Origin of the sequence: Endozoicomonas sp. ALC020 (assembly GCF_049275935.1) — a bacterium.
Taxonomy (GTDB): domain Bacteria; phylum Pseudomonadota; class Gammaproteobacteria; order Pseudomonadales; family Endozoicomonadaceae; genus Endozoicomonas_A.
On record NZ_CP184830.1, the window covers coordinates 621,504 to 641,985 of the forward strand.

The 20,482-nt window shown below is 46.6% G+C and carries 18 protein-coding genes; 6 read left to right on the forward strand and 12 right to left on the reverse strand.

Annotated features, from left to right (window positions below; translation table 11 throughout):
- The first annotated feature begins 6 nt into the window (after window positions 1-6).
- Genes malG through malQ form a run of 3 tightly spaced genes read left to right on the forward strand, consistent with a single transcriptional unit; the run spans window position 7 to window position 4,266 of the window.
- Window positions 7-894 (forward strand): maltose ABC transporter permease MalG, encoded by an 888-nt coding sequence (gene malG, locus ACOJUO_RS02235; RefSeq protein ID WP_422135127.1) that lies wholly within the window; start codon window positions 7-9, stop codon window positions 892-894.
- A gap of 34 nt (window positions 895-928) precedes the next feature.
- On the forward strand, window positions 929-2,062 hold the full coding sequence (locus ACOJUO_RS02240) for an ABC transporter ATP-binding protein (RefSeq protein WP_422135128.1): 1,134 nt from the start codon (window positions 929-931) through the stop codon (window positions 2,060-2,062).
- Window positions 2,063-2,076: 14 nt separating this feature from the next.
- On the forward strand, window positions 2,077-4,266 hold the full coding sequence (gene malQ / locus ACOJUO_RS02245) for a 4-alpha-glucanotransferase (RefSeq protein WP_422138799.1): 2,190 nt from the start codon (window positions 2,077-2,079) through the stop codon (window positions 4,264-4,266).
- 66 nt (window positions 4,267-4,332) lie between these two features.
- Here the strand turns inward: malQ and ACOJUO_RS02250 are convergent, their stop codons facing one another.
- A complete protein-coding gene (locus tag ACOJUO_RS02250; RefSeq protein ID WP_422138800.1) occupies window positions 4,333-5,412 on the reverse strand; it encodes a MalM family protein in 1,080 nt (359 codons plus the stop codon).
- Window positions 5,413-5,877: 465 nt separating this feature from the next.
- On the opposite strand from ACOJUO_RS02250, the gene lamB reads away from it, so the two are divergent.
- Window positions 5,878-7,365, forward strand: a complete 1,488-nt coding sequence (gene lamB, locus ACOJUO_RS02255; RefSeq protein ID WP_422138801.1) for a maltoporin LamB — start codon at window positions 5,878-5,880, stop codon at window positions 7,363-7,365.
- 459 nt (window positions 7,366-7,824) lie between these two features.
- Here the strand turns inward: lamB and ACOJUO_RS02260 are convergent, their stop codons facing one another.
- Together ACOJUO_RS02260 and ACOJUO_RS02265 are read right to left on the reverse strand one after the other, a co-directional pair.
- On the reverse strand, window positions 7,825-8,808 hold the full coding sequence (locus tag ACOJUO_RS02260; protein WP_422138802.1) for a transposase: 984 nt from the start codon (window positions 8,806-8,808) through the stop codon (window positions 7,825-7,827).
- A gap of 144 nt (window positions 8,809-8,952) precedes the next feature.
- Window positions 8,953-10,734: a hypothetical protein gene (locus tag ACOJUO_RS02265; protein ID WP_422138803.1), complete on the reverse strand. Its 1,782-nt coding sequence runs from the start codon at window positions 10,732-10,734 to the stop codon at window positions 8,953-8,955.
- Between the two features lie 354 nt (window positions 10,735-11,088).
- On the opposite strand from ACOJUO_RS02265, the gene ACOJUO_RS02270 reads away from it, so the two are divergent.
- The gene (locus tag ACOJUO_RS02270; protein WP_422135134.1) at window positions 11,089-11,229 is read left to right on the forward strand and encodes a hypothetical protein; all 141 of its coding nucleotides are present in this window, start codon (window positions 11,089-11,091) and stop codon (window positions 11,227-11,229) included.
- Window positions 11,230-11,279: 50 nt separating this feature from the next.
- Here ACOJUO_RS02270 and glk read toward each other — a convergent pair whose 3' ends face one another.
- Entirely contained in the window at window positions 11,280-12,251 is a 972-nt protein-coding gene (glk, locus tag ACOJUO_RS02275) for a glucokinase (RefSeq protein WP_422138804.1), read from the reverse strand.
- A 107-nt stretch (window positions 12,252-12,358) separates the two neighbouring features.
- Here glk and tcdA point away from each other — a divergent pair, with 107 nt between their 5' ends.
- The gene (gene tcdA / locus ACOJUO_RS02280; protein WP_422135136.1) at window positions 12,359-13,165 is read left to right on the forward strand and encodes a tRNA cyclic N6-threonylcarbamoyladenosine(37) synthase TcdA; all 807 of its coding nucleotides are present in this window, start codon (window positions 12,359-12,361) and stop codon (window positions 13,163-13,165) included.
- Between the two features lie 16 nt (window positions 13,166-13,181).
- On the opposite strand, the gene ACOJUO_RS02285 is transcribed toward tcdA, so the two are convergent.
- The 8 genes from ACOJUO_RS02285 to ACOJUO_RS02320 all read right to left on the reverse strand — a co-directional run bounded on the left by ACOJUO_RS02285 (window position 13,182) and on the right by ACOJUO_RS02320 (window position 20,297).
- Window positions 13,182-14,168: a flagellar motor protein MotB gene (locus ACOJUO_RS02285; protein WP_422138805.1), complete on the reverse strand. Its 987-nt coding sequence runs from the start codon at window positions 14,166-14,168 to the stop codon at window positions 13,182-13,184.
- The gene (gene motA / locus ACOJUO_RS02290; protein ID WP_317145266.1) at window positions 14,165-15,016 is read right to left on the reverse strand and encodes a flagellar motor stator protein MotA; all 852 of its coding nucleotides are present in this window, start codon (window positions 15,014-15,016) and stop codon (window positions 14,165-14,167) included. Before motA ends, ACOJUO_RS02285 begins: the two co-directional genes overlap by 4 nt.
- A gap of 4 nt (window positions 15,017-15,020) precedes the next feature.
- Entirely contained in the window at window positions 15,021-15,755 is a 735-nt protein-coding gene (locus ACOJUO_RS02295; RefSeq protein ID WP_422135138.1) for a sigma-70 family RNA polymerase sigma factor, read from the reverse strand.
- 16 nt (window positions 15,756-15,771) lie between these two features.
- On the reverse strand, window positions 15,772-16,284 hold the full coding sequence (locus tag ACOJUO_RS02300) for a flagellar basal body-associated FliL family protein (RefSeq protein WP_422135139.1): 513 nt from the start codon (window positions 16,282-16,284) through the stop codon (window positions 15,772-15,774).
- 30 nt (window positions 16,285-16,314) lie between these two features.
- The gene (locus tag ACOJUO_RS02305; RefSeq protein ID WP_422135140.1) at window positions 16,315-17,562 is read right to left on the reverse strand and encodes a flagellar hook-length control protein FliK; all 1,248 of its coding nucleotides are present in this window, start codon (window positions 17,560-17,562) and stop codon (window positions 16,315-16,317) included.
- 13 nt (window positions 17,563-17,575) lie between these two features.
- Window positions 17,576-17,977 (reverse strand): flagellar export chaperone FliS, encoded by a 402-nt coding sequence (gene fliS / locus ACOJUO_RS02310; RefSeq protein WP_422135141.1) that lies wholly within the window; start codon window positions 17,975-17,977, stop codon window positions 17,576-17,578.
- Between the two features lie 14 nt (window positions 17,978-17,991).
- A complete protein-coding gene (gene fliD / locus ACOJUO_RS02315; RefSeq protein WP_422138806.1) occupies window positions 17,992-19,341 on the reverse strand; it encodes a flagellar filament capping protein FliD in 1,350 nt (449 codons plus the stop codon).
- 152 nt (window positions 19,342-19,493) lie between these two features.
- The gene (locus ACOJUO_RS02320; protein ID WP_422135143.1) at window positions 19,494-20,297 is read right to left on the reverse strand and encodes a flagellin; all 804 of its coding nucleotides are present in this window, start codon (window positions 20,295-20,297) and stop codon (window positions 19,494-19,496) included.
- Between the last annotated feature and the right edge of the window lie 185 nt (window positions 20,298-20,482).

A 20,482-nucleotide genomic window follows, 5' to 3' on the forward strand; every position in this document is an offset into this window, starting at 1 on the left:
ACGACTATGATGGTACAGCCAAGAAACCTTAAATGCCGGGTGTGGTCTGCCAGAATCTTTATGATTCTCTTTCTCTGCCTGATCATGTTTCCCTTCCTGATGATTATTTCGGTGTCTTTTCGTTCCGGTAACTTTGCTACCGGCGACCTGATACCCAGTAATCCCAGTCTGGAACACTGGTATCTGGCTTTTGGTATTCCCTGGGAAAATGCCGACGGCTCCATCACCCAGTCTCCCTTCCCTGTTCTCCTCTGGTTATGGAACTCTATCAAAGTAGCGTTTATTTCCACGCTGTTGATCCTGCTACTATCAACCACGGGCGCCTACGCATTCGCCAGACTGAGATTCCGATTCAAGGAATCCATGCTTACTGCCATGATGATTCTGCAAATGTTTCCAGCTGTACTGGCACTGGTTGCCATATACTCCCTGTTTGAGCAGATCGGCAACTATGTTCCCTGGTTAGGTCTGGACACTCTGGGTTCGGTAACTGTCGCCTACCTGGGTGGTCTGGCTCTGCACATCTGGTTAATCAAGGGCTACTTCGAAACCATTGATTCATCCCTCGAAGAAGCTGCAGCGATTGACGGAGCAACGCCCTGGCAGGCATTTCGTTTTGTGTTGCTACCGCTATCAACACCCATTCTGGCGGTGGTTTTTATTCTGGCTTTCATTACCAATATTGCTGAATATCCCGTTGCTTCAGTGCTTTTGCAGAGCATGGATAATCTGACGCTGGCGGTTGGCTCGAGACAATATCTGAATCCACAGAATTATCTCTGGGGCGACTTTGCTGCGGCAGCCGTTCTGTCAGGTCTGCCCATCTCTATTATTTTCCTGTTGTGCCAGCGCTGGATTGTCGGTGGTCTGACTTCAGGTGGTGTAAAAGGCTAGGGCCGGGTTCAGCGTATAAAAAACGGAAAACCTTATGGCTGAAGTTAAGCTTGTCAATATTTCCAAAAGCTATGACCAGGGCAAGACCTGGGTTCTCAAGAATATCAACCTGAACATTGCAGAGGGTGAATTCATTGCGTTTATCGGGCCTTCTGGCTGCGGTAAGTCCACTCTGCTTCGAATGGTCTGTGGTCTTGAAGATATCACTGAAGGAGAAATGTACATTGCCGGAGAGCAGGTGAATGACTGGCCACCGAACGAGCGCAGGGTAGGCATGGTCTTCCAGTCATACGCTCTTTATCCACACATGTCGGTGGCCGAAAATATGGCCTTTGGTCTGAAGCTGGCAAGAGCCGATAAATCGTTAATCAAAAGCCGGGTTGAAGAAGCCGCCCGAATTCTCCAACTGGAAGCCCTGCTGGATCGAAAGCCAAAAGCCATGTCCGGAGGTCAACGACAAAGGGTGGCTATCGGCCGCTCCATCGTGCAGCAACCAAGGGTCTTTTTGTTTGATGAGCCGCTGTCCAATCTCGATGTCGCACTCCGGGTTCAGATGCGGCAGGAAATAGCCCGACTCCACAACCGTCTGCAAACAACGTCTATCTACGTCACCCATGACCAGATTGAAGCCATGACTCTGGCAGACCAGATTGTTGTCCTGAGCCCTCTGGCTCAGGGGGCAAAAACTAACCTGGAGCAGGTTGGCAAGCCATTGGAGCTTTATCACCAACCCGCCAACCTGTTCGTTGCCGGATTTATCGGTTCACCCAAAATGAATTTCTTTGACGGTTTTATTGAAGAGACCGGCAACAGCGAAACCCGAGTCAAATTAACCACCGGTGAAGTACTCCGGACAAATGTTGACTGCCAGGATGCCAAAAAGGGTGACAGGGTCGTGCTGGGCATTCGACCCGAAGATGCTCTGGCAGAAACGGATAATGGCAACGCTGTCGAAGGCAAGGTTGAGACGTTGGAGCGTCTGGGCGCCGAATCTTACATATACATGAGCCACGATACCATTCGTGAAAACTTTATTGTCCGGGTAGAAGACTCAAAAAAACGTGATGCAGGCAGCAAGATGAAAATTGAGCTTCCGGTTCAGTTTTGTCACCTCTTCAACGCTGAGGGCAAGGCTTTTCCTCGTACCCAGGCGCCAGCCCACGACTGATAAGAGAGAGCGTTATGTCTGATCCTGATCTGATTGAACAGCTGGCCGGGTACTATCGCGTTTCTGGAGAATACAGTGACTGGGCGGGTGAGCCTATCAGCGTCCCCATCGAATACAAATTGCCAATTCTCGCCGCCATGGGATTGAACGTTGAATCTGACGATGCGATAAAACAGGCGATCACAGACTTTGAACAACAGAGGTGGCAGCAACTGTTGCATCCCGTTTCTGTCTTCACACAGGGACAAGCCTATCAGGTCAGTCTGCACCTTGAAGATCAACAGCTGGGTCAGCTGTTCAAAGGCGAAATAATACTGGAAACCGCTGGCCACCACTCACTGAATCTGAATACTGACGATATGCCCATAGAGGAAAGTTGCAATTTTGGGGGTAAAATCTATCATCACCTGACGTTCAAATTACCGGATACTTTGCCCCTTGGTTACCATCGGCTCTCGCTGCAAAGTAACAATACGCAAGACTGTGCACTGATAATTATTGCTCCTGAAACCTGTTACGAACCTGAAGGACTGGGCAGTGGCAATAAGATATGGGGCAGTGCAATCCAACTTTACACACTCCGAACTCGTCATGATTGGGGTATGGGTGACTTTTCAAGCCTGAGTCAGTTGGCGACTCAACTGGCAGAGCAGGGCGCAGATGTTATTGGTCTGAATCCTATTCATGCCCTTTACCCTGCCAACCCTCTTCATGCCAGCCCCTACAGCCCATCAAGTCGAACCTTTATTAATCCCTTGTATATCGATATCACAGCTGTGCCGGACTTCAGGGAATGTGACGAAGCCCGGACGCGATTTGAAGAGCCAGAGTTCAAAGAACAACTGCAACGGGCAAGAGATCAGGAATACGTAGACTACAGCCTGGTAGCGTGGCTGAAGTTTGGTTTTCTGAACACACTGTTTGAACACTTCTATCAACAGCACCTTAACCCCGAAAGCTCAAGGGGAAAAGCTTTTCTGGATTTTTGCAGAAACCGTGGCCCGGCTCTGGAGCAACATGCCCTCTATGAAGCTATTTATGAGCATTACAAAAAGCTGAACATCAATAACTGGGGATGGCCATGCTGGGAGCCTTTGTTCCAAAACCCTGAATCCAGTGCCGTTAAAGCGTTTGCTAGCGATAACCGAAAACGCATTCAATACTATATGTACTTACAGTGGCTGGCTGAAGATCAGCTGGCCAAAGCCCAGGAAGCGGCCATTGAAGCCGGTATGCTGGTGGGCATCTATCGTGATTTGGCCGTAGGTGTGGACAGTGGCGGCTCTGATGTCTGGAGTCATCGCAGCCTGTATTGTCTGGATGCAGGCGTTGGTGCGCCCCCGGACGGTGTCGCTCCCCAGGGACAGAACTGGGGTTTGCCTCCCTTTAATCCGCAGGTGCTAAGGGCTCAGCAGTACCAGCCCTTTATTGAAATGGTTCAGGCTAATATGAGCCATTGCGGGGCTTTGAGAATTGATCACGTCATGGGACTACTGAGACTCTGGTGGTGCCCCAAGGGCAAAACCGCTGACTATGGTGCCTATGTCTATTATCCCCTTGAGGACTTACTCGGCATCATCAAACTGGAGAGCCATCGTCGTCAGTGTCTGGTATTCGGAGAAGACCTCGGGACAGTTCCGCCTGAAATTCAGGCCACTTTGCCACCGGCCCTGTTCTATTCCAATGAAGTGGTTCTTTTCGAATGCCTGGGTGATCATTTTACGCCACCTCTGGACTATAAACCGATGGCTTTGACCTGTATCAGCAACCATGACATCCCTCCTCTGAAGGCCTGGTGGAATTGTCTGGATCTGGATTTGCGTCTGCAATTGGGTATTTATGATCACAACCGGACACTGCAAGAGAAAGAGGCAAGACACAGGGAAAAGCTGGCTTTACTGAAAACACTTTCGAGCATCCATGAGTTTCCTGCAGGCATGAACCCACACGATATTTCCACCATGGGATACTCAAGGGACTTAATGGAAAAAGTGCATTATTACCTGACTAAAACAGCTTCAAAAATCACCGTGGTTCAGCTGGAAGAGGTTTTGCAAATTGACTCCCCGGTGAATATTCCCGGGACCAGCGAAGAGTATCTAAACTGGCGCAGGAAGTTGACCGATACTCTGGAAAATATTTTTGCTGATGAATCCAATCGGTCGTTTTTTAACAACATGACGGTGATTAGAAAGAGCGGTTAAGTTTAACGCCATCAAAGTGCAAAACAGAATGCGGCCGCTTTAATAGGAAACGACAGGCTGCAAGTGTTAACTGTTCGTCTGTCGCCTATAATCAAACAGCTTATCCACTTCATCCAAGGCAGCCTTGATCTGATCAATGACCTTCAATGCCGCAGCTCCCTGACCGGCCTTCAGGTGCTCGTATATCTGCAATTGGTAGTGATACAGGACTTCCCCGCCATAACCGTCTACAGCATCGGGAGTTTTGGGGGCATTCAGTTTATCAACGGGTTTACCATACTGCTCGACAAAGTACTCCTTCGTATCCCTGAAAGTGCTCCCCAACTCCCCCCTTTTGACGATAGCCCAGCCAACATTGCATGACTTAAAGGCCTTATTAACAGCATCAACATAATGCTGCAGAACTTCTTTTGTAAAAGGGTCCCGTACCGCATTTGGAAGTGACACAGCAGTAGCAGCTTCAGGAACAATGGCCGTTGAAGCAAGAGCCACCTCTGAACTTTTTATACCAATGGCCAGATGCCCCGTATTCCCGTGAATTGCTACAGGATCCGGAACCGGCGGAGCTACAACACCGTAAGCTCTGGCATATGCCTTGGCCTCATTCATCAAAGTAGTTCTTCCTTTCCTCAGTTCATCGGTGGTGTAGATAAGTATACAAACAGCTTCCTCATTGGAGCGTTTGTCATTATCGATGACGAATTGGGCTTCAATACTTTCAGGGCTGGTAAACCCGGGCTTTTTGTACTTGATCTGACTTTCAGGTATATGGGCTATGATATTGTGCGACTGATCCAGAAGTGCAACAGCCGGATAGAACAGCTGTTCTTTGTCGCCATCCTTAACCACGTAGCTGTTAATACTCACTTTATGAATACCCGTTAGCGGCAGACTGAAAGCCAGTACCGGAGTCTCTCCGGTGGATTGTTTTAACCTTGAAGTAAAGTCATTAACGACAACGTTAGTCTTTTTTTTATCGCCGGGATAACTGATTGGCTGACAGGTAATATGTTTAACCGAGTTGTACACTTTGCCTTCTGAGTCTGGCTGCCTGACTATCTCTTCGCGGCTATTGAAAAAAGTACAGCCCGTCAGGGTTATCACAGGGACAATAATACACAGCGAAAGAATCTGTTTTTTCCGCATTCCAAACACATCCCGTCGTTTATAAGATCTTCTTAATGCTGCGTTAATTTGGCCGCCTGGAGTGCCAACTGTTCTGATACCTCTCAACAAAATCATAAACTGTATACCTGAATTCACGATCAACAAAAAATTGCAGCATTTTTTCACTATCAGTAACAGTATTGCCGCACAGGCTCTGGGAGCCTGTCTGCAAACATAGTCGTATTTGTGTCAGACAGGATAAAAAACTCTATTATCTGCTATTTTTTCCTGTTTACTTTGCTGATTGCGAATCTCTGGTCTAGATTTTTTACGGGTATGCCGAAAACATAATTCTCAAAGTCATTCGGTTTATTTACTCAAGCCGCCATGAATATGTGATGGCTTCAGGATCTTGGGAAACCGCATCTTCATGGCAACAGGCCAGAGCAACTTAGCCAACGGTTAGCTCTGGTCAACTGTCGTACACACACAAGGTAAATAGCAATGATTCAGATACAGAGTACTCTGTCTGCTCTGGGTCGCAGTATTGGGGTTATTTCTCTCGCTTCCCTCCCTGCACTTTCCTGGGCCTTTGAAGAAGTTAACGTTGATTTTCACGGCTATGCCCGCTCTGGCGTAGGTCGTTCAGCAGAAGGAGGAGATCAGGCCTGCTTTAAAGCGGCTGGGGCACCCGCCAAGTACCGCTTGGGTAATGAGTGTGAGACCTATACCGAGCTGAAGTTTGGTGCTGAGTTGTCTAATGATAATAATACCTCGTTCAGGCTGGATACCAATATCGCCTATAAGGTTTTCCAAAACAATGACTGGGAAATGCCCGGAATGGGTGACGATTATTATGGCAACAATGAGTTTGCCCTGAGGGAAGTCAACTTACAGGCCACTAATATCATTGAGGGTATGCCGGAGGCTATGCTCTGGGCGGGCAAACGCTTTTACCAGAGACATGATGTTCATATGAATGACTGGTACTACTGGGATGTTTCTGGCCCGGGAGCCGGTATTCAGGATATTGATGTAGGTATAGGCAAGTTTGATATTGCCTGGCTAAGACATACACCCAAGGTTGAATATTTCGACAGCAGTGAACCTGCCAATAGAGTTGAGCAGGGAGTTGAAACCGATGTCATAGATCTCAGACTGAAAGATTTGAGGCTTATGGATAATCTAAGCCTTGAACTGGGAGTTGACTACGGCAAAGGAAACCCTCCTGACAAGTCTGTTTACAAAGAGTTTCTTGATAAAGACGGATGGCTGCTTACAGCTGAGCTGACCTGGGAGGTTCTGGATGGTTTTAACAAGTTTGCGGTGCAATACGCTAATGATGGCATGACGGGTCCAAGCGTTGGTTCAACTGGCAGAGACATAGCCTCAGCAGAGTGGTACAAAGGTAACAAGCTCTACAGGGTGCTTGATCATGGTTCATTCTCTCTGAGTGACCAAATGGACATCATGTACGTTGCAGCCTGGACACAGGTAGAATACGACGAAGAAGCTCAAAAACTAGATACCTCATTGCCTGACAAGAGAACCTGGATAACAGCGGGTATCAGACCCATCTGGAAGTGGACCGAAATCACCAGTACTGCAATTGAACTGGGTTGGGATAAAGTTGAAAATGCCTTTTATGACAGTACTTTAGACAGCGGAAAAGGCCAAGGCTTTGACAGTCAGGTGACCAAATTCACTATAGCTCAACAGTTCCATCCAAAGTTTGGAGCATTTGTCAGACCGGTTATCAGAGTATTTGCTACGTACGCAAAATGGGATGCTGTCGAAAATCCCAATTTGCTCCCTACCGACAAATCAGGCACTCCATTATGTAGCGTAGCTGATTACGGTGAGGAAACATGCAGTTCAGTGGAGGGCCTTGACTACTTCGATACAGGAACTTCAAGACCTCAGATCGCAAACACCTTTGGCGCGGACTCCGACGGTTGGACATACGGCGTGCAGTTTGAAGCTTGGTGGTAATCCGTAATCTGAAATGAATAAAGTAGCGGGTTTTTCTGCCAAGGGGTTGAGCGAGGTATTTTAAAAAAATCCTAGAGCAATAATATGTTACTTATGATCAAGATAAGGCTGCAATTGTGCAGCCTTATTTTTTTGCCTCGTCAGCAAAATCTGTGGGGCATTTCTGGTTCGTATAAAAAATATAAAAAAATATAAAAATATAAGACACCCATAAAAAATATACATTAAATATAGTAAATATAAGACACCCATAAAAACCTATAAAAAATAAGACATTCAAAAACTGCATCCCCAAAAAGGATCAGAAAATCTATCTTCAACCAGCGTATCAACGAGCCACACAGCACCATCCAACGAACAGAAGCTGTTCAAGCCATAATTCAGACAATGCAAATTCATTCCGAGATAAGTCGAAGAGAGATAAAGAGAGGGTCTTTGACGCCTTGACAGACTTCTACGCTAACCTGTCAGGTACAAACGACTACAGGCGTTTAAACCTCGAAGCCACTTCTGTCCGGCTTCAAGTGCATAAGCCTTCATCGCCTTCAGACGGCCAACTGCCCGATAAAAACGATTATTCCATTGCATGGTTTTCAGCCACTCATCCGGATCAATTTCCAATCTTTCAAGAATAGGAGGGGTACACGACGGGATGGAACCTTTCTTGTCTGTCCTGACAATGCGGCCACTCCAGTCAACCAGTTCCAGATAGTCGCGAAGAAGGTAGGGAAGGGCAACCTCCGTATTCTGGCCCTGCAAACAAAAAGGTTTCAGGGTCAGCGGCTGTTTTTTAGTCTCAGAATGTGTAACCTGCTCCACGCGTTCCTGAATCGACGTGTAGTCTGATGCTTCCGGTCTTTCTACCTTTCCAGCCCGAATCGGATTCAAGTCAACATAGGTCATGCAGGTCAGTAACGCTGCTTCGTCCAGCAGTGCCTGGCTTTTAAAACGACCTTCCCAGAAGCGTCCTTTACACTCGTCTTCTTTATTGGCCTCACGAGCAAGATGTTCATTCAGGCAGCGCATAAACCAGCTGATATCCGTTAAACGACGCCGGTATTGCTCAGCATATTCATCAATACGGGCCAACTCAGCGCTGCCCAGTTTGTCAGCGGCCAGATGCCTTTGCACCAGGAGCGGACCTCTGAACAAGGTCGTCCAACGATGAAGCACTTCATTCCGTGACCAGCCTCTGGCAAATGACTGATTGATGTGCAAAACCACATGATAATGATTCGACATAACAGCGTAAGCGCAGACTTCTATAGCAAAGACTGAAACCAGTTCCCGGAGTTTATCCACCACCCATTGGCGGCGATGCTCGTAGTTCTTGCCAGTCAGGTGGTTCTCTCCACAGAGGTAAGCCTGACGAACACATCTTGCCGTGCAGTGATAATAAGGCGTTGAGCTGGGGTCAATCAGAGTATTGCGGGCCTGAGCCATGGACTCACCTGTCTGGGTAAAAAATCAGTGATGGATGAAAAAGTAGACCAAGTGGATAGTAAAGCAAATTTAAGGGTGTCTTTTTTCTTTTTTTGGGTCTCTTTTTTAATTTATGGGTGTCTTTTTTCTTTTTTCTTTTTTCTTTCATGAATAAAACAAGTGTTTAATATCTTTCTGAATGCTTTTCGGAAGCATTGTCAATTCCTGTCCTCTTGAATGTCTGTCTACAGCACAAATGCAGCGATACTCAAGAGGGCGAAAACAAAAATGGGCTTTGTGCTTTTCTAACGTATCGTTAAAATAACACTTCAATTTTGGTTTTTTTTCTGTAGGCCCTTCTAATTCATTTTCTTCTAAAATAGGGAGAACTCCATATCTGAAAACGCTTCTAAGAGCTAACTTAGAATACTTTATTGGAGATTTTGACATTGCTAAAAGCAGAGGTTTGCCTTTAACCTTAAGAGACTCTGGTTCAATTCCATTATTTCTTATTTGTTCTAACGCAAGCTCTCTGAGTTGTGGAAAGTTATCCCATTTTTTTAAAAAAAGTAGTTCTAGCGCATTGTCACGAACCCTATCTTTTTGATAGCAATCTGCCCCATTCTTAATCAAAAGCTCAATAATATTTGCTAGCTTTTTAGAAATAACTTTGTCCGAAGAATTACTTTTTATTACTTTAATCAATGGGCTCATTCCTGCATCGTCAGAAACATTAGGGTCCAGCCCTTTGTGCAACAAAGTTTTCCATGCCTTTAAAGAATATAACCCTGGATATCTTGACATCGCTAAAAGTAGAGATTGGAGATCAACCATAATAGAGTCAAGTTCAATTCCATTATTTCTTATTTGTTCAAGTGCAGATTCTCTAAGCTTTGTAAAGTAATCCCATTTTTTTGAGCAAAGTAGTTGTAGCGGAGTTTCACCAGAGCCACTTTCTTGATTGCAATCTGCCCCATTCTTAATCAACAGTTCAATAATAGTTGCTAGATTTTCAGAAGAATTCTTATCCAAAGATTTACTTTTTATTACATTAATCAATGGGCTCATTCCTGAATCGTCAGAAACATTAGGGTCTAGCCCTTTGTGCAACAAAGTTTTCCATGCCATTGAAGAATAATAATCTGGATAGTTTGACATAGCTAAAAGTAGAGGTTTGCCAACAGCCATAATAGAGTCAGGATCAATTCCTTTATTTATTGTTTGTTCAATTGCAAGCTCTCTGAGCTTTGGAAAGTCATCCCATTTTTTTGAACAAAGTAGTTGTAACGGAGTTTCACCAGAGCCAATTTCTTGATAGCAATCTGCCCCATTATTAATCAACAGTTCAATAATAGTTGCTAGCTTTTGATTAATAACGTCATCCATAGACTTGCTTTTTATTACATTGGTCAATGGGCTTTCTCCAGCATCAGAAACATTAGGGTTTAGCCCCTTTTTCAACAAAATTTTCCATGCCATTGTTGAATAATTTCCTGGAAATGTTGACATAGCCAAAAGTAGAGGTATGCCACGAACCATAATAGAGTCAGGTTCAGTTCCATTATTTATTATTTGTTCAAGGGCAAATTCTATGAGCTGTGGAAAGTCACCCCATTTTTTTTTGCAAAGTAGTAGCAGCGGAGTGTCACCAGCGCCATTTTGTGGATTGCAATCAGCCCCGTTCTTAATAAAAAGTTCAATAATAGTTGCTATCTTTTCAGAACGAGCTTTATCCATAGAGTCATCATCTGCCGCCCATATTACATACATCAGTGGACTGATTCCCAGATTATCAGAAATATTAGGATTTATTTTATTCAAAGTTTCTTTCCATACTTCTAAGGAGTATCGATCAGGCTTTATACTCATTGATATAAGGTCTGCTCCTCCAAGCCCACAACCAGGATATTGATACGTCCCAACACTTTGACCAATTGTTCCAAACATGCTGCATTCTTCCTTCTTAAACTCTCAAGTTATAACTTTTGATTGTTTGAATGCTTATTAGTTTCCTGAATAGCCTAACCCTATAGTTACATCAACTGACATATAACTACTCAACCATACGAAATCATATTTTCTGACTCATTGTTCAGGCACTCGCGGCAACTGCTCCTGCGTTGCTCTAGCTCCTGCATCCATGCAGTCGTGATGCGTTGCAACTCTGGTCACATAGCTTGCTATGTTCCCGTCGTTGCGCCTTGCAGAGCACCTGCCCAATAAGCCAGAAATATTCGATTCCGTATGGCTGAGTACTCATGAGCCGTAGCCCCGTCAGGGGCAAATACAAACCCTCTAGAAATGCTGCAGGACAATGAAATTGCTGAATTTCTGGCCGAAGCCCATCTGGACGATGATCCTGCCGTGTTCACTGATCATTTTTTAACCACTTATTTGCAGTTTGTTACTTCCCTGAAGTTTGAGAAACCACCCAAAGGTTAATCCCAGACTTATCCACAGCCTCTGGGGATACTTTTAGAAGACAGCTGACTTTAATAATGACCTGAACGGTTCAAATAGGCCGCCGCTCCGGTTAACCCGGGATTTTCAGACAATATGAGCCATGTTGGTATGCCTGACATGTAGTCTTTCATCTTGTCTCTGTTCTCAAAGGCCTTACGGAACGTTCCTCTGGCAAACAGCGTTTTAACTTTGGGGATAATGCCGCCCGCAATGTAGACACCACCCCTTGCTCCCAGAATCAGTGCAGCATTCCCGGCGGTATTACCCAGAATCTCAAAAAAGTGATCCAGCACTTCGTAAGCGAGAGAATCCTGTTCTTCCAGAGCCTGAACTGTAATATCTGCCGCCTGCAGTTTATCCATCCGACCATCCAGGCTCGAGTGCGCTTCATAAAGTAATTCCAGACCTGAGCCGGAAAGTATTCTCTCAACTCCCAGCAACCCCCCAACTTCTTTTCGGATAAATCTCCAGACACTGATATCTCTTTCAGTAGAAGGTGCAAAGTCGGCATTGCCCCCTTCACCGGGCAGAGCTTGCCAACCCACAGGCGTTTCGATCAATCCACAAAGCCCCAGACCGGTTCCGGGACCAATTACCAGCTTGACGGCATCAGGATCAAAGTCCAGCTCAGGCCCAACAGGCATGAGTTCGCTTACAGGAAGGTGAGGGACCGCCAGAGCCTGTGCGGCAAAATCATTGATCAGCGCCATCACTTCCAGTTCAAAGTCTTGTTTGAACTGTTGCTGATCAATTTTCCAGTGGCTGTTGGTGAAACTTACCTTTCCACCCACGACCGGGCCTGCAACAGCAAGACAGGCCCTGGCAATGGTTTTAACCCGCTGATTTTTCAGGTAGAGCCGAACGGCATCTTCCAGATCGGAATAATCAATACTCGACATCGTCTGAATGCCTTCCAACACCAGACTGTCAGGTTTCACCAGGGCAAAGCGGGCATTGGTACCACCAATATCCCCCACCAGAGATTGCAATACTTCAGTCATCGGATACATCCAGGCCAACAGGCTTCATGACAAGTGAGGATGTCAGTATTATAATCCTGCGCCCGAACTCCTGACCTGAAAATGCCTGAAAAGCTCCCGGACTCTCTATGACAGTTGCTTCAGAAAACTCAACCAATGGCTATGACGCCCGTTTTGGAGGAAGCCGCAGGCTCTATGGCAACGATGCTGTAGACCGACTGAGACAATCTCATGTCTGCGTCACAGGCATTGGCGGAGTCGGCTCATGGGCAGCAGAGGCTCTGGCCAGAACCGGGGTAGGGACTATTACTCTGATCGATCTGGATGATGTCTGTGTCACTAACATCAATCGTCAGCTTCATGCCACCACTGAAACCATTGGCCAGTCCAAATGTGAAGTGATGGCCAGCCGCATTCAGTCCATTAATCCGGACTGCCAGTGCCATGTTATTGAAAACTTTGTAACGACCGAAAATGTGTCTGAACTGATCAGTCCGGACTTTGATTATGTATTGGATGCCATAGACAGTTTCAGAATCAAGGCCGCCCTGATTCATCACTGCAAAAGAAACAAGATTCCTGTCATCACAACCGGTGGCGCGGGCGGTCAGGTCGATCCTACCCAGATTCAGATTGCCGATCTTACCAAAACCTGGCACGACCCTCTGGCAAAAAAAGTCAGAAACCATCTGAGAGATTTCCACGGCTTTACTAAAAACAGCAAGCGGAAGTTTGGTGTCGATTGTGTCTTCTCTTCAGAACAGGCCGTTTATCCTCAGCCCGATGGCACAGTGTGCCAGCAGAAGCCTGCTGATATGGGTTCTACAAAAATGGATTGTGCCAGTGGTTTTGGCGCCACCACTGTTGTGACGGCTACGTTTGGCTTTGTGGCTGTGTCTCGAATCATTAAAAAAATCATCGATAAGAAAACTTAAGAAACTGGTCAGATGCTTAATTGTCTCCCCAGTTTATATCATCTTTCATTTCTTCCGGAAGCTGATTGTCCCGGGCTTTGTCCAGAGCTGTGCGCATTTTCTGCGAGTCTTCATCACTCAGTTTTTCGGTGCCTTCCTGAATTACATCTCCGGTACCTTCTTCAACCGGTGCAAACATATCTTCAATCCGCTTTTCCATTTCCTCGTTCAAAAACAGAATTTCAATTCTACGATTGGAGCTGGATTCAGGGTTTTCAGGGTCGCGCAGTACCCGGTCAGCCATACCCAACACCATCATAATCCGGGACTCCTCCAGTCCTCCGAAAACCAGTGTTCTTCTGGCAACCTGAGCCCGGGCTGATGACAGTTCCCAGTTTGAATAGTTATTCCTCTGAAAGCCTGAGCTGTCGGTATGACCGCTGATCATGAGACTGAAAGAAAGTTTGTTCAAAATAGGGGCCATCTCAAGCATTAAATCCTGAAAAAATGGCTGCAGTCTCGCGCTCCCCTTTTCAAACATATTCTTCTTGTTATTGTCCAGAATGACAATGCGTAAGCCTTCCGGTGTTTTCTCCAGATCAATGTAATCTTCATATCTTCCAGCTGATTTACTGCCGCCTACCAATTTTTGTAATTCATCGGACAGCTTGTCGAAAATCAGCGTGTTATTCAGGGTTTTGTCCATATCCTCAGCAATAACTTCAGTCTCTTCCCTGCCTCGATTGTTTGCCCCTGGTCTGGGAATATTCACCAAAGTATTCATTCCCCCAAAATTAATGGGCTTGGAACTGCTTGGATGGCGGAATGAGCCCGGATCTTCAAAATAGGTGGCAATGGCTTTCTTCTGTTCCTTGTCCGTGGCGCTCATGATCCAGAGCAAAAGAAACAAAGCCATCATGGCAATGGCAAAATCAGCAAAGGCTACTTTCCATGAACCGCCATGATGTCCATCACCATGACCGCCATGTTTCTTTTTAATGACAATGACATGATCTTTACTCATGAGCCGTCCAGCAACTCTTCCAGTTCACTAAAAGTGGGGCGTTTGTCCGCAAAAAGCATTTTCCTGCCGGAATCCACTGAAACAACAGGAGGAAAACCGGACTTGTTACTGCCCAGCCCCACCCTGATGCAATGAAATGCTCTAATCTCCTGATCGATTGAGTGGCCAATGGCCGTTGCACAGGGTCCTACTAATCCGTAGGCCATAAATATGCCAAGAAAAGTACCTGTCAGAGCCGCAGCAATCAATCGGCCCAGTTGATCCATTGGGCCATCTATCGCACCCATAGTAATAACGATACCCAGTACTGCCGCGAGAATACCGAAACCCGGCAATGCATCAGAAATCAGCTGCAGAGCATCCGCCGGACGCATCATTTCTGACTCCATGGATTCAATTTCTTCCTCAATAATGGTTTCGTATTCGTGGGGCTCAATGCCGTCTACCAGTGACAACCTGAGGTTTTCAGTAATGAAGTTATAGATATGAGGGGTCTTCATTATCAGAGGGTATTTGGAAAAAACATCGCTGTTTTCAGGGTTTTCTATATGCTCTTCAAGCGCCTTGGTCCCTCCCTTTTTTTTCGCCATATTGAACAACGTATACAAAAGAGAGAGCAGCTCATCAAAATATTCACGATTAAAACCTGAATTATTGACGGTATAAACCAAATGTCGCCCGGCCGCTTTGACAACATTCGTTGGGTTGGCAATCATAAACGCCCCCAAGGCGCCACCACCAATCATCACTATTTCTGCTGGCTGCCAGATAGCCCTCATTTCACCACCCGCAGCCATAAAGCCACCAAAGATGCAGCCTAGCTGGATAAGCAGCCCCAAGATTTTCATAACACTATTCCCTGTTCCATTCTTCCAGCAGCGAGCGCAGTCTTAGAACAGCCTGACGGTGTAACTGACAAATACGGGCCTCCGTCAGATCCAGAGCTTCTCCAATTTCTTTCATATTCAGTTCATGAACATAATAGAGATTCATCAAATGTTGCTCTCGTTCCGGTAACTCCTTTAAAGCATTTGCCAGGGCCCTGCTGCGCTCCCCTCCCATGGCAACCACTTCTATAGAGTCATCCTGATTAACCTCTATGATTTTGCTGTCAGCCTCACCCTGCATCAGCCCATCCAGACTCAGCAGATTGTCGGAATTACTGCTCTGCAACATGCGGTGGTATCGCTCAAGGCTGACACCAAGCTCTTTTGCAATTTCTGACTCGGACGGAGCCCGTCCCAGCTTTGTATTAAGCGTCTGAATTGCCTTCCTGATCTTCTGTCCGTGTTCCCGATCTGTTCTGCTGCGCCAGTCCCACTGTCGTAACTCATCAATCACTGCGCCTCGAATCCGGGTTTTGGCAAACTGTTCAAAGGGGACTTTGCGGCCCGGATCGTAACGACTGGCAGCATCCAGAAGCCCCATCATCCCGGCTTGCAAGAGATCATCCCGGGAAATGTTACTACCCAGACTACTGGCCAGATGCAGCACAATCTTTTTGACCAGAGACAAGTGCTGTTTAACCAGAACATCCCGCTGATTTCCTGCCTGTTGGCGATAAGCGTCAAGTCCTTTTTGCTGCATCTCAGCCACTAAGTTGCTACTGGATCACAAGATCCGTAATCAGACAGTCATCCACCCTTGCTCCCACCCTCTCTTTCTCGAGCAGGGCATTGACTCTTGCCAGCGTTTCAGCACGGATAATCTCTGTAACTCCCCCGGCTTTAACCTCTTCAAACGAGAGTGAGCCCAGATAGTTGATGACTTCATTACGAATAAGAGGCCGGTAGGCTTCCAGTGTTGCGATCACGGTTTCATCCCGTACCATCAATGACTGTTTTATCTGCATATATCGAGGTCGGGCATCACTTTTGAGAGTGATAATAAATGGCTCAAGCACCATAAAACTGGGTGGTCCCAATGCTGCAGCTTGCGGTTGCGGCTGCTGTTGCTGTTGCTGTTCCTGTTGCTGCGGCGGATTCATCATTGTCATTGCCACAAAAGCGCCACCACCCGCCAGCAACAGCACCAGAAGAATAATGATGATGATTAATAACTTGCCGTGGCCTGAATTTTTGTTTTCAGAGTCACTGCCTTCTTTTTCATCTGCCATGAGTCCAGAAACTCCTTTTCCGATGATCTGTTAAACGAAATGATCCAATAATCTGCCGCCATGAAGCCTGAATTGTTCCTGGGCGCTCTGATAACCATTTGATTCAAGACAACCATCGGCGGTGGGCAGATATTCTGAAGATTGTTCCGACGTATCAGCGTCTTTCTGGCTACCCACATCCACTGACATTTGCCCCAGAGTCAGTGATTCACTATTAAGAGCTTCCCGCAGGCGATCTCCGTGAAGCAGCAGCAAGTCTCTAGCAGCGGGTGTTGCTGTTATCACCTGAAGGCTGACAGCGTCTCTGTCAACGCTAACCGTCAGCGTTACACGACCCAATTCCGGTGGGTCTAACCGAAACTCCATTTTCTGCTCACCCTGCTTAATCATTTGCACCACTGTCTGCCCGAAGGGTCGCTGAGCTACTTCAGGTTGCAGGAAAGGTTGCTTAACTGTGGCTGACTGGGCTGCTGATGATGGCTCAGTCATCTGAATGGAAACAGGCTGTTGGGAGGTTTGAGGCGTCTGATTAACGATGGCCTGTATTGACTCGGTCTGCTGTACCAGCGCAGGCGCTGTTTTTAAAGAAACCTTCCGTTCCACTTCGAAATTGAACAGAGACAGCGGAGCTGGAATTTCTTTTGATCCATGGTGATTTTTTATCTCCGGCGCTTTGGCTTCTGTCTGGATCTGATCCGGTTTCAGAGTGATTTCCGGCTTAAATTTTCCTGTCTGGTGATCGACTTCCTCTACCAGATTAACATCCGTTAATGGTTTTTGAGTCTGAGACACCCACTGAGTATTAACCGGAGTCAGAGAGACCTCTGATTCCTGTGGTCGAACAGGCAGGCGGAGTTTTTCAGATTTTCCGGGCATTGACAGATTTAAATCAGGCCGTTCAGTAACCCCTACTGTTAAAGAGGTACTTTTTATTTCTACGGCGGACTGTTCAGGTTTTGCTTCTCTGGTCAGTATCGGTAAGCTGGTGACGGGAATATGCTTTGTCAGCTCTGAAACGTCAGGGTTTGCCAAGGGTAAATTTGTTTTTGCCTGCCCATCAACAGGTATCAACCCTGCAGCCAGAAGCTCCGGAGAGACTAACTCTGTGGATGCAGATTCTATTGAGGAAAACTGTTGAAGAACAGTTTCAAATGTCAACTCAGAAGAAGTAGTAACTGTCTCAGCAGCCGCCATGACCTGCGGTTGAGCACCATCAACCGATGGCGCTGAACTCGATAGAGATAACAACGAAAAAACTGGCAGAGCCTGGTTTTCCATTCAAACCGCTCCGTTACTGAATAGTGGCAATCGCAGCTTGAGGAAGGGAAATATGGGCCCAGGCTTCCTGTATTTCTTTTAGCAGCCCCATAACTTCACTGATAGCAGTCAAATCATTTTTTGCATTGGCCTCAGTTAAACGTCTGATGCAATAGAGATATAACGATTGGAGATTTCCGGCCAAGTCACCACCTCTTTCAAAATCCAGAGACTGTTCCAGCACCAGCAGAATTTCGATAGACAGGGAGAGGCGATCAGACTTGTTGGTCAGATCCTTTCGCTCAATGTGGTGGCTTGCTTTAGCCAGATTGTCCATCAGTTTGGTAAACAACACACCCACCAGCTGAACAGAATCAGACGCTTCTACACCCGCTTTTTCCTGTTGCTGATAAGCACCCAGACCTTTTTTCTTCATGACCCTCTCCATGATCAGGAATTATTGTTATTCAGACTATTCAGACTGCTGGTGATCCAGTCACTGGTTCCACTCAGTGAGGCCAGAATACTTTCCATCGCCAGGAACTGATTCTGGTAATAGCTGCGGGTCCGCTCCAGTCTCAGCTCCAGTGCCGCACGATCATCTTCAATATCACTCAAGCCCTCTTCAATCCTGTCCTCTCGACTGTCAAGCGTTCCGCTACTTTCAAGGTGGGGAGTGAGAACGGCTGCCATTTGATTCATTAAGCCATCTTCACCAGCCAGCACCTGCGCCAATTCATCAAAGTTGTTAATCAGGGCGTTATCCAGACTATCGTTATCCAGGGTTATTGAGCCGTCTTCGGTAGTTGTCAGACCCAATTGCCCGAGTGTTCTGAATGTGTCACCGTCTTCACCATATAAAGAACTGATGACACTTCTCAACTGACCCTCAATAGCCCGGGTCTGGCTATCACCATTGAGAGGCCCCGCTGAAACACCGTTGAAATCTGTGAGAGTATCAAGGGTAGACTTAACATTGTTCCAGGCATCCACAAACTCCTGCATGGACTCTTTCAGGCTGTCTTTGTCTACGGAGATATTCACGGTAACCGGATCTGTGCTGACGGCTTTCAGATTGAGCGTGACGCCATCAATAAGGTTTTCCAGTTGGTTATCTTCGGAAGTAATAGTGATTGCAGAGGCTCCTGCACCAAACCGGATACTGGCATCCACTGCCACCTGTAAATCGGTAAAGGAACCCAGGGTTGCTGAGCCACCGGAAAGGCCACTGAAGTCACTCGTTATGGTGTTTGCTGCTCCGGATTTCTCACTAGTCAGCATCAGACGTTGCTGACCGTTTTCATTAATAATCGCTGCCTGAATCCCGGCGTTATCGGCTGCGCTGTTTATAGCATCGCGTAAATTAGTCAGGCTTTCTGAACCCGGTTCGACCGTAACGGAGAAGCTTTCACCGTTAACCGAGAGATTGACCGTTCCGGAACCAATAGTGGCATCTGTAGCGATAGCTGCGGATACAGTCTGGTGGCGAGTCGCCAGCTGATCCACATAAAACTGATAACTGCCTTCCCCGGCGCTGCTGGAAGCGGTTGCGCTCAGAACGGACTCATTACTGACACTGACGGCTCTGGGACTGAATTTACTGATGCTGTTCAGGCTTTCTACCTGAGTATTAAAATCATTCAGTGCAGACTTTAGCGTCCCGACGGCAGACAGTTCTACATTAAAGGCCTCCTCTCTGCGGGCATAACGGTTTTCACTGGGAGCACGCTCGGCCTCCACCAAAGTGTCAACAATGGAGTTAACATCCAGCCCTGAATAGATGCCACTTAAACTGAACATAATCAGCCTCTGATTAATGCCTGCTTTTATTCAGTCGGCACCGCTTTGAGAAACATAACCGAATAACAGACAGCTCTATAAAAAATGGGAGCTCACTGGCTCCCACAAAGACCATCAGCATTAAAGCTGACTGAATTTTACCTCTCCAGCGATTAACGCAGCAGAGACAGAATGTTCTGAGGGATCGCGTTAGCCTGAGCCAACACAGCAGTACCGGCCTGTTGCATAACCTGATACTTACTCAGATTCGCTGTTTCTGAAGCAAAATCAGTATCCACGATACGGCTTCTGGAAGCACTCAGATTTTCACGGATATTTGAAAGGTTATTGACGGTAGTGCTCAGTCGGTTTTGGGATGCACCCAGACTGGCTCGAACAGCGTCATAAGCAGCAATATCCACATCCAATGCACCCACTGCTGTTTGAGCGGTAGCGGCATCGGTAAAGGTAACAGCGGTCAGCGCAACGGCAGTAAAGTTAAGGTCTATGTTATTGGTGGTAGCATCGGTATAGTCAACTGCAATTTCGACGGTACCTGCGCCAAGAACGGTTGTCCCGTTAAACTCAGTCGTTGCGGCAATACGGCCAATCTCAGCCAGTTGAGCATCGTATTCGGCTTGCAGGGCGGTAACATCAGCAGCCTCATAGGTACCACTTGACGCCTGCAAAGCCAGATCCCTCATACGCAGCAAAGAGTTAGTGATCTCGCTCATAGCACCTTCAGCAGTCTGGGCCATGGAGATGCCATCGTTGGCATTACGGATAGCGACACCAAGTCCACCAATTTGTGCAGCCATTTTATTCGCAATCTGCAAACCGGCAGCATCATCCTTAGCACTGTTAATACGCATACCAGAAGACAGACGCTGCATGGCGGTCTGAAGACCTGCCTCGGTCTTACTCAGATTACGCTGAGCATTCTGAGAGAAGATATTGGTATTTACGGTCATTGCCATTTTACTAATTCCTATTCATGGTTTTACTCGCTTAATAACTTCAACGTACTGCCTGTTGATAAGTACCACTCGGGAAGGCTTCTGGATTTATTAAATAGACTTGCCATTCTTTTAAGTCGTTTTTAAAGTAAAAAAATGTTTTTATATATCTATTGCGAATTCATTTTAGAAAACTATGCTCTTGG

What these genes read in the sequence shown, in the direction of transcription:
- malG (WP_422135127.1), top strand. Translation starts at nt 7, where the DNA reads ATGATGGTACAGCCAAGAAACCTTAAATGCCGGGTGTGGTCTGCCAGA.
- motA (WP_317145266.1), bottom strand. Translation starts at nt 15,016, where the DNA reads ATGAAAATCTTGGGGCTGCTTATCCAGCTAGGCTGCATCTTTGGTGGC.
- glk (WP_422138804.1), bottom strand. Translation starts at nt 12,251, where the DNA reads ATGACTGAAGTATTGCAATCTCTGGTGGGGGATATTGGTGGTACCAAT.
- ACOJUO_RS02240 (WP_422135128.1), top strand. Translation starts at nt 929, where the DNA reads ATGGCTGAAGTTAAGCTTGTCAATATTTCCAAAAGCTATGACCAGGGC.
- fliD (WP_422138806.1), bottom strand. Translation starts at nt 19,341, where the DNA reads ATGTTCAGTTTAAGTGGCATCTATTCAGGGCTGGATGTTAACTCCATT.
- ACOJUO_RS02265 (WP_422138803.1), bottom strand. Translation starts at nt 10,734, where the DNA reads ATGTTTGGAACAATTGGTCAAAGTGTTGGGACGTATCAATATCCTGGT.
- ACOJUO_RS02285 (WP_422138805.1), bottom strand. Translation starts at nt 14,168, where the DNA reads ATGAGTAAAGATCATGTCATTGTCATTAAAAAGAAACATGGCGGTCAT.
- malQ (WP_422138799.1), top strand. Translation starts at nt 2,077, where the DNA reads ATGTCTGATCCTGATCTGATTGAACAGCTGGCCGGGTACTATCGCGTT.
- ACOJUO_RS02320 (WP_422135143.1), bottom strand. Translation starts at nt 20,297, where the DNA reads ATGGCAATGACCGTAAATACCAATATCTTCTCTCAGAATGCTCAGCGT.
- ACOJUO_RS02270 (WP_422135134.1), top strand. Translation starts at nt 11,089, where the DNA reads ATGCTGCAGGACAATGAAATTGCTGAATTTCTGGCCGAAGCCCATCTG.
- ACOJUO_RS02260 (WP_422138802.1), bottom strand. Translation starts at nt 8,808, where the DNA reads ATGGCTCAGGCCCGCAATACTCTGATTGACCCCAGCTCAACGCCTTAT.
- ACOJUO_RS02300 (WP_422135139.1), bottom strand. Translation starts at nt 16,284, where the DNA reads ATGGCAGATGAAAAAGAAGGCAGTGACTCTGAAAACAAAAATTCAGGC.
- fliS (WP_422135141.1), bottom strand. Translation starts at nt 17,977, where the DNA reads ATGAAGAAAAAAGGTCTGGGTGCTTATCAGCAACAGGAAAAAGCGGGT.
- ACOJUO_RS02295 (WP_422135138.1), bottom strand. Translation starts at nt 15,755, where the DNA reads ATGCAGCAAAAAGGACTTGACGCTTATCGCCAACAGGCAGGAAATCAG.
- lamB (WP_422138801.1), top strand. Translation starts at nt 5,878, where the DNA reads ATGATTCAGATACAGAGTACTCTGTCTGCTCTGGGTCGCAGTATTGGG.
- ACOJUO_RS02305 (WP_422135140.1), bottom strand. Translation starts at nt 17,562, where the DNA reads ATGGAAAACCAGGCTCTGCCAGTTTTTTCGTTGTTATCTCTATCGAGT.
- ACOJUO_RS02250 (WP_422138800.1), bottom strand. Translation starts at nt 5,412, where the DNA reads ATGCGGAAAAAACAGATTCTTTCGCTGTGTATTATTGTCCCTGTGATA.
- tcdA (WP_422135136.1), top strand. Translation starts at nt 12,359, where the DNA reads ATGACAGTTGCTTCAGAAAACTCAACCAATGGCTATGACGCCCGTTTT.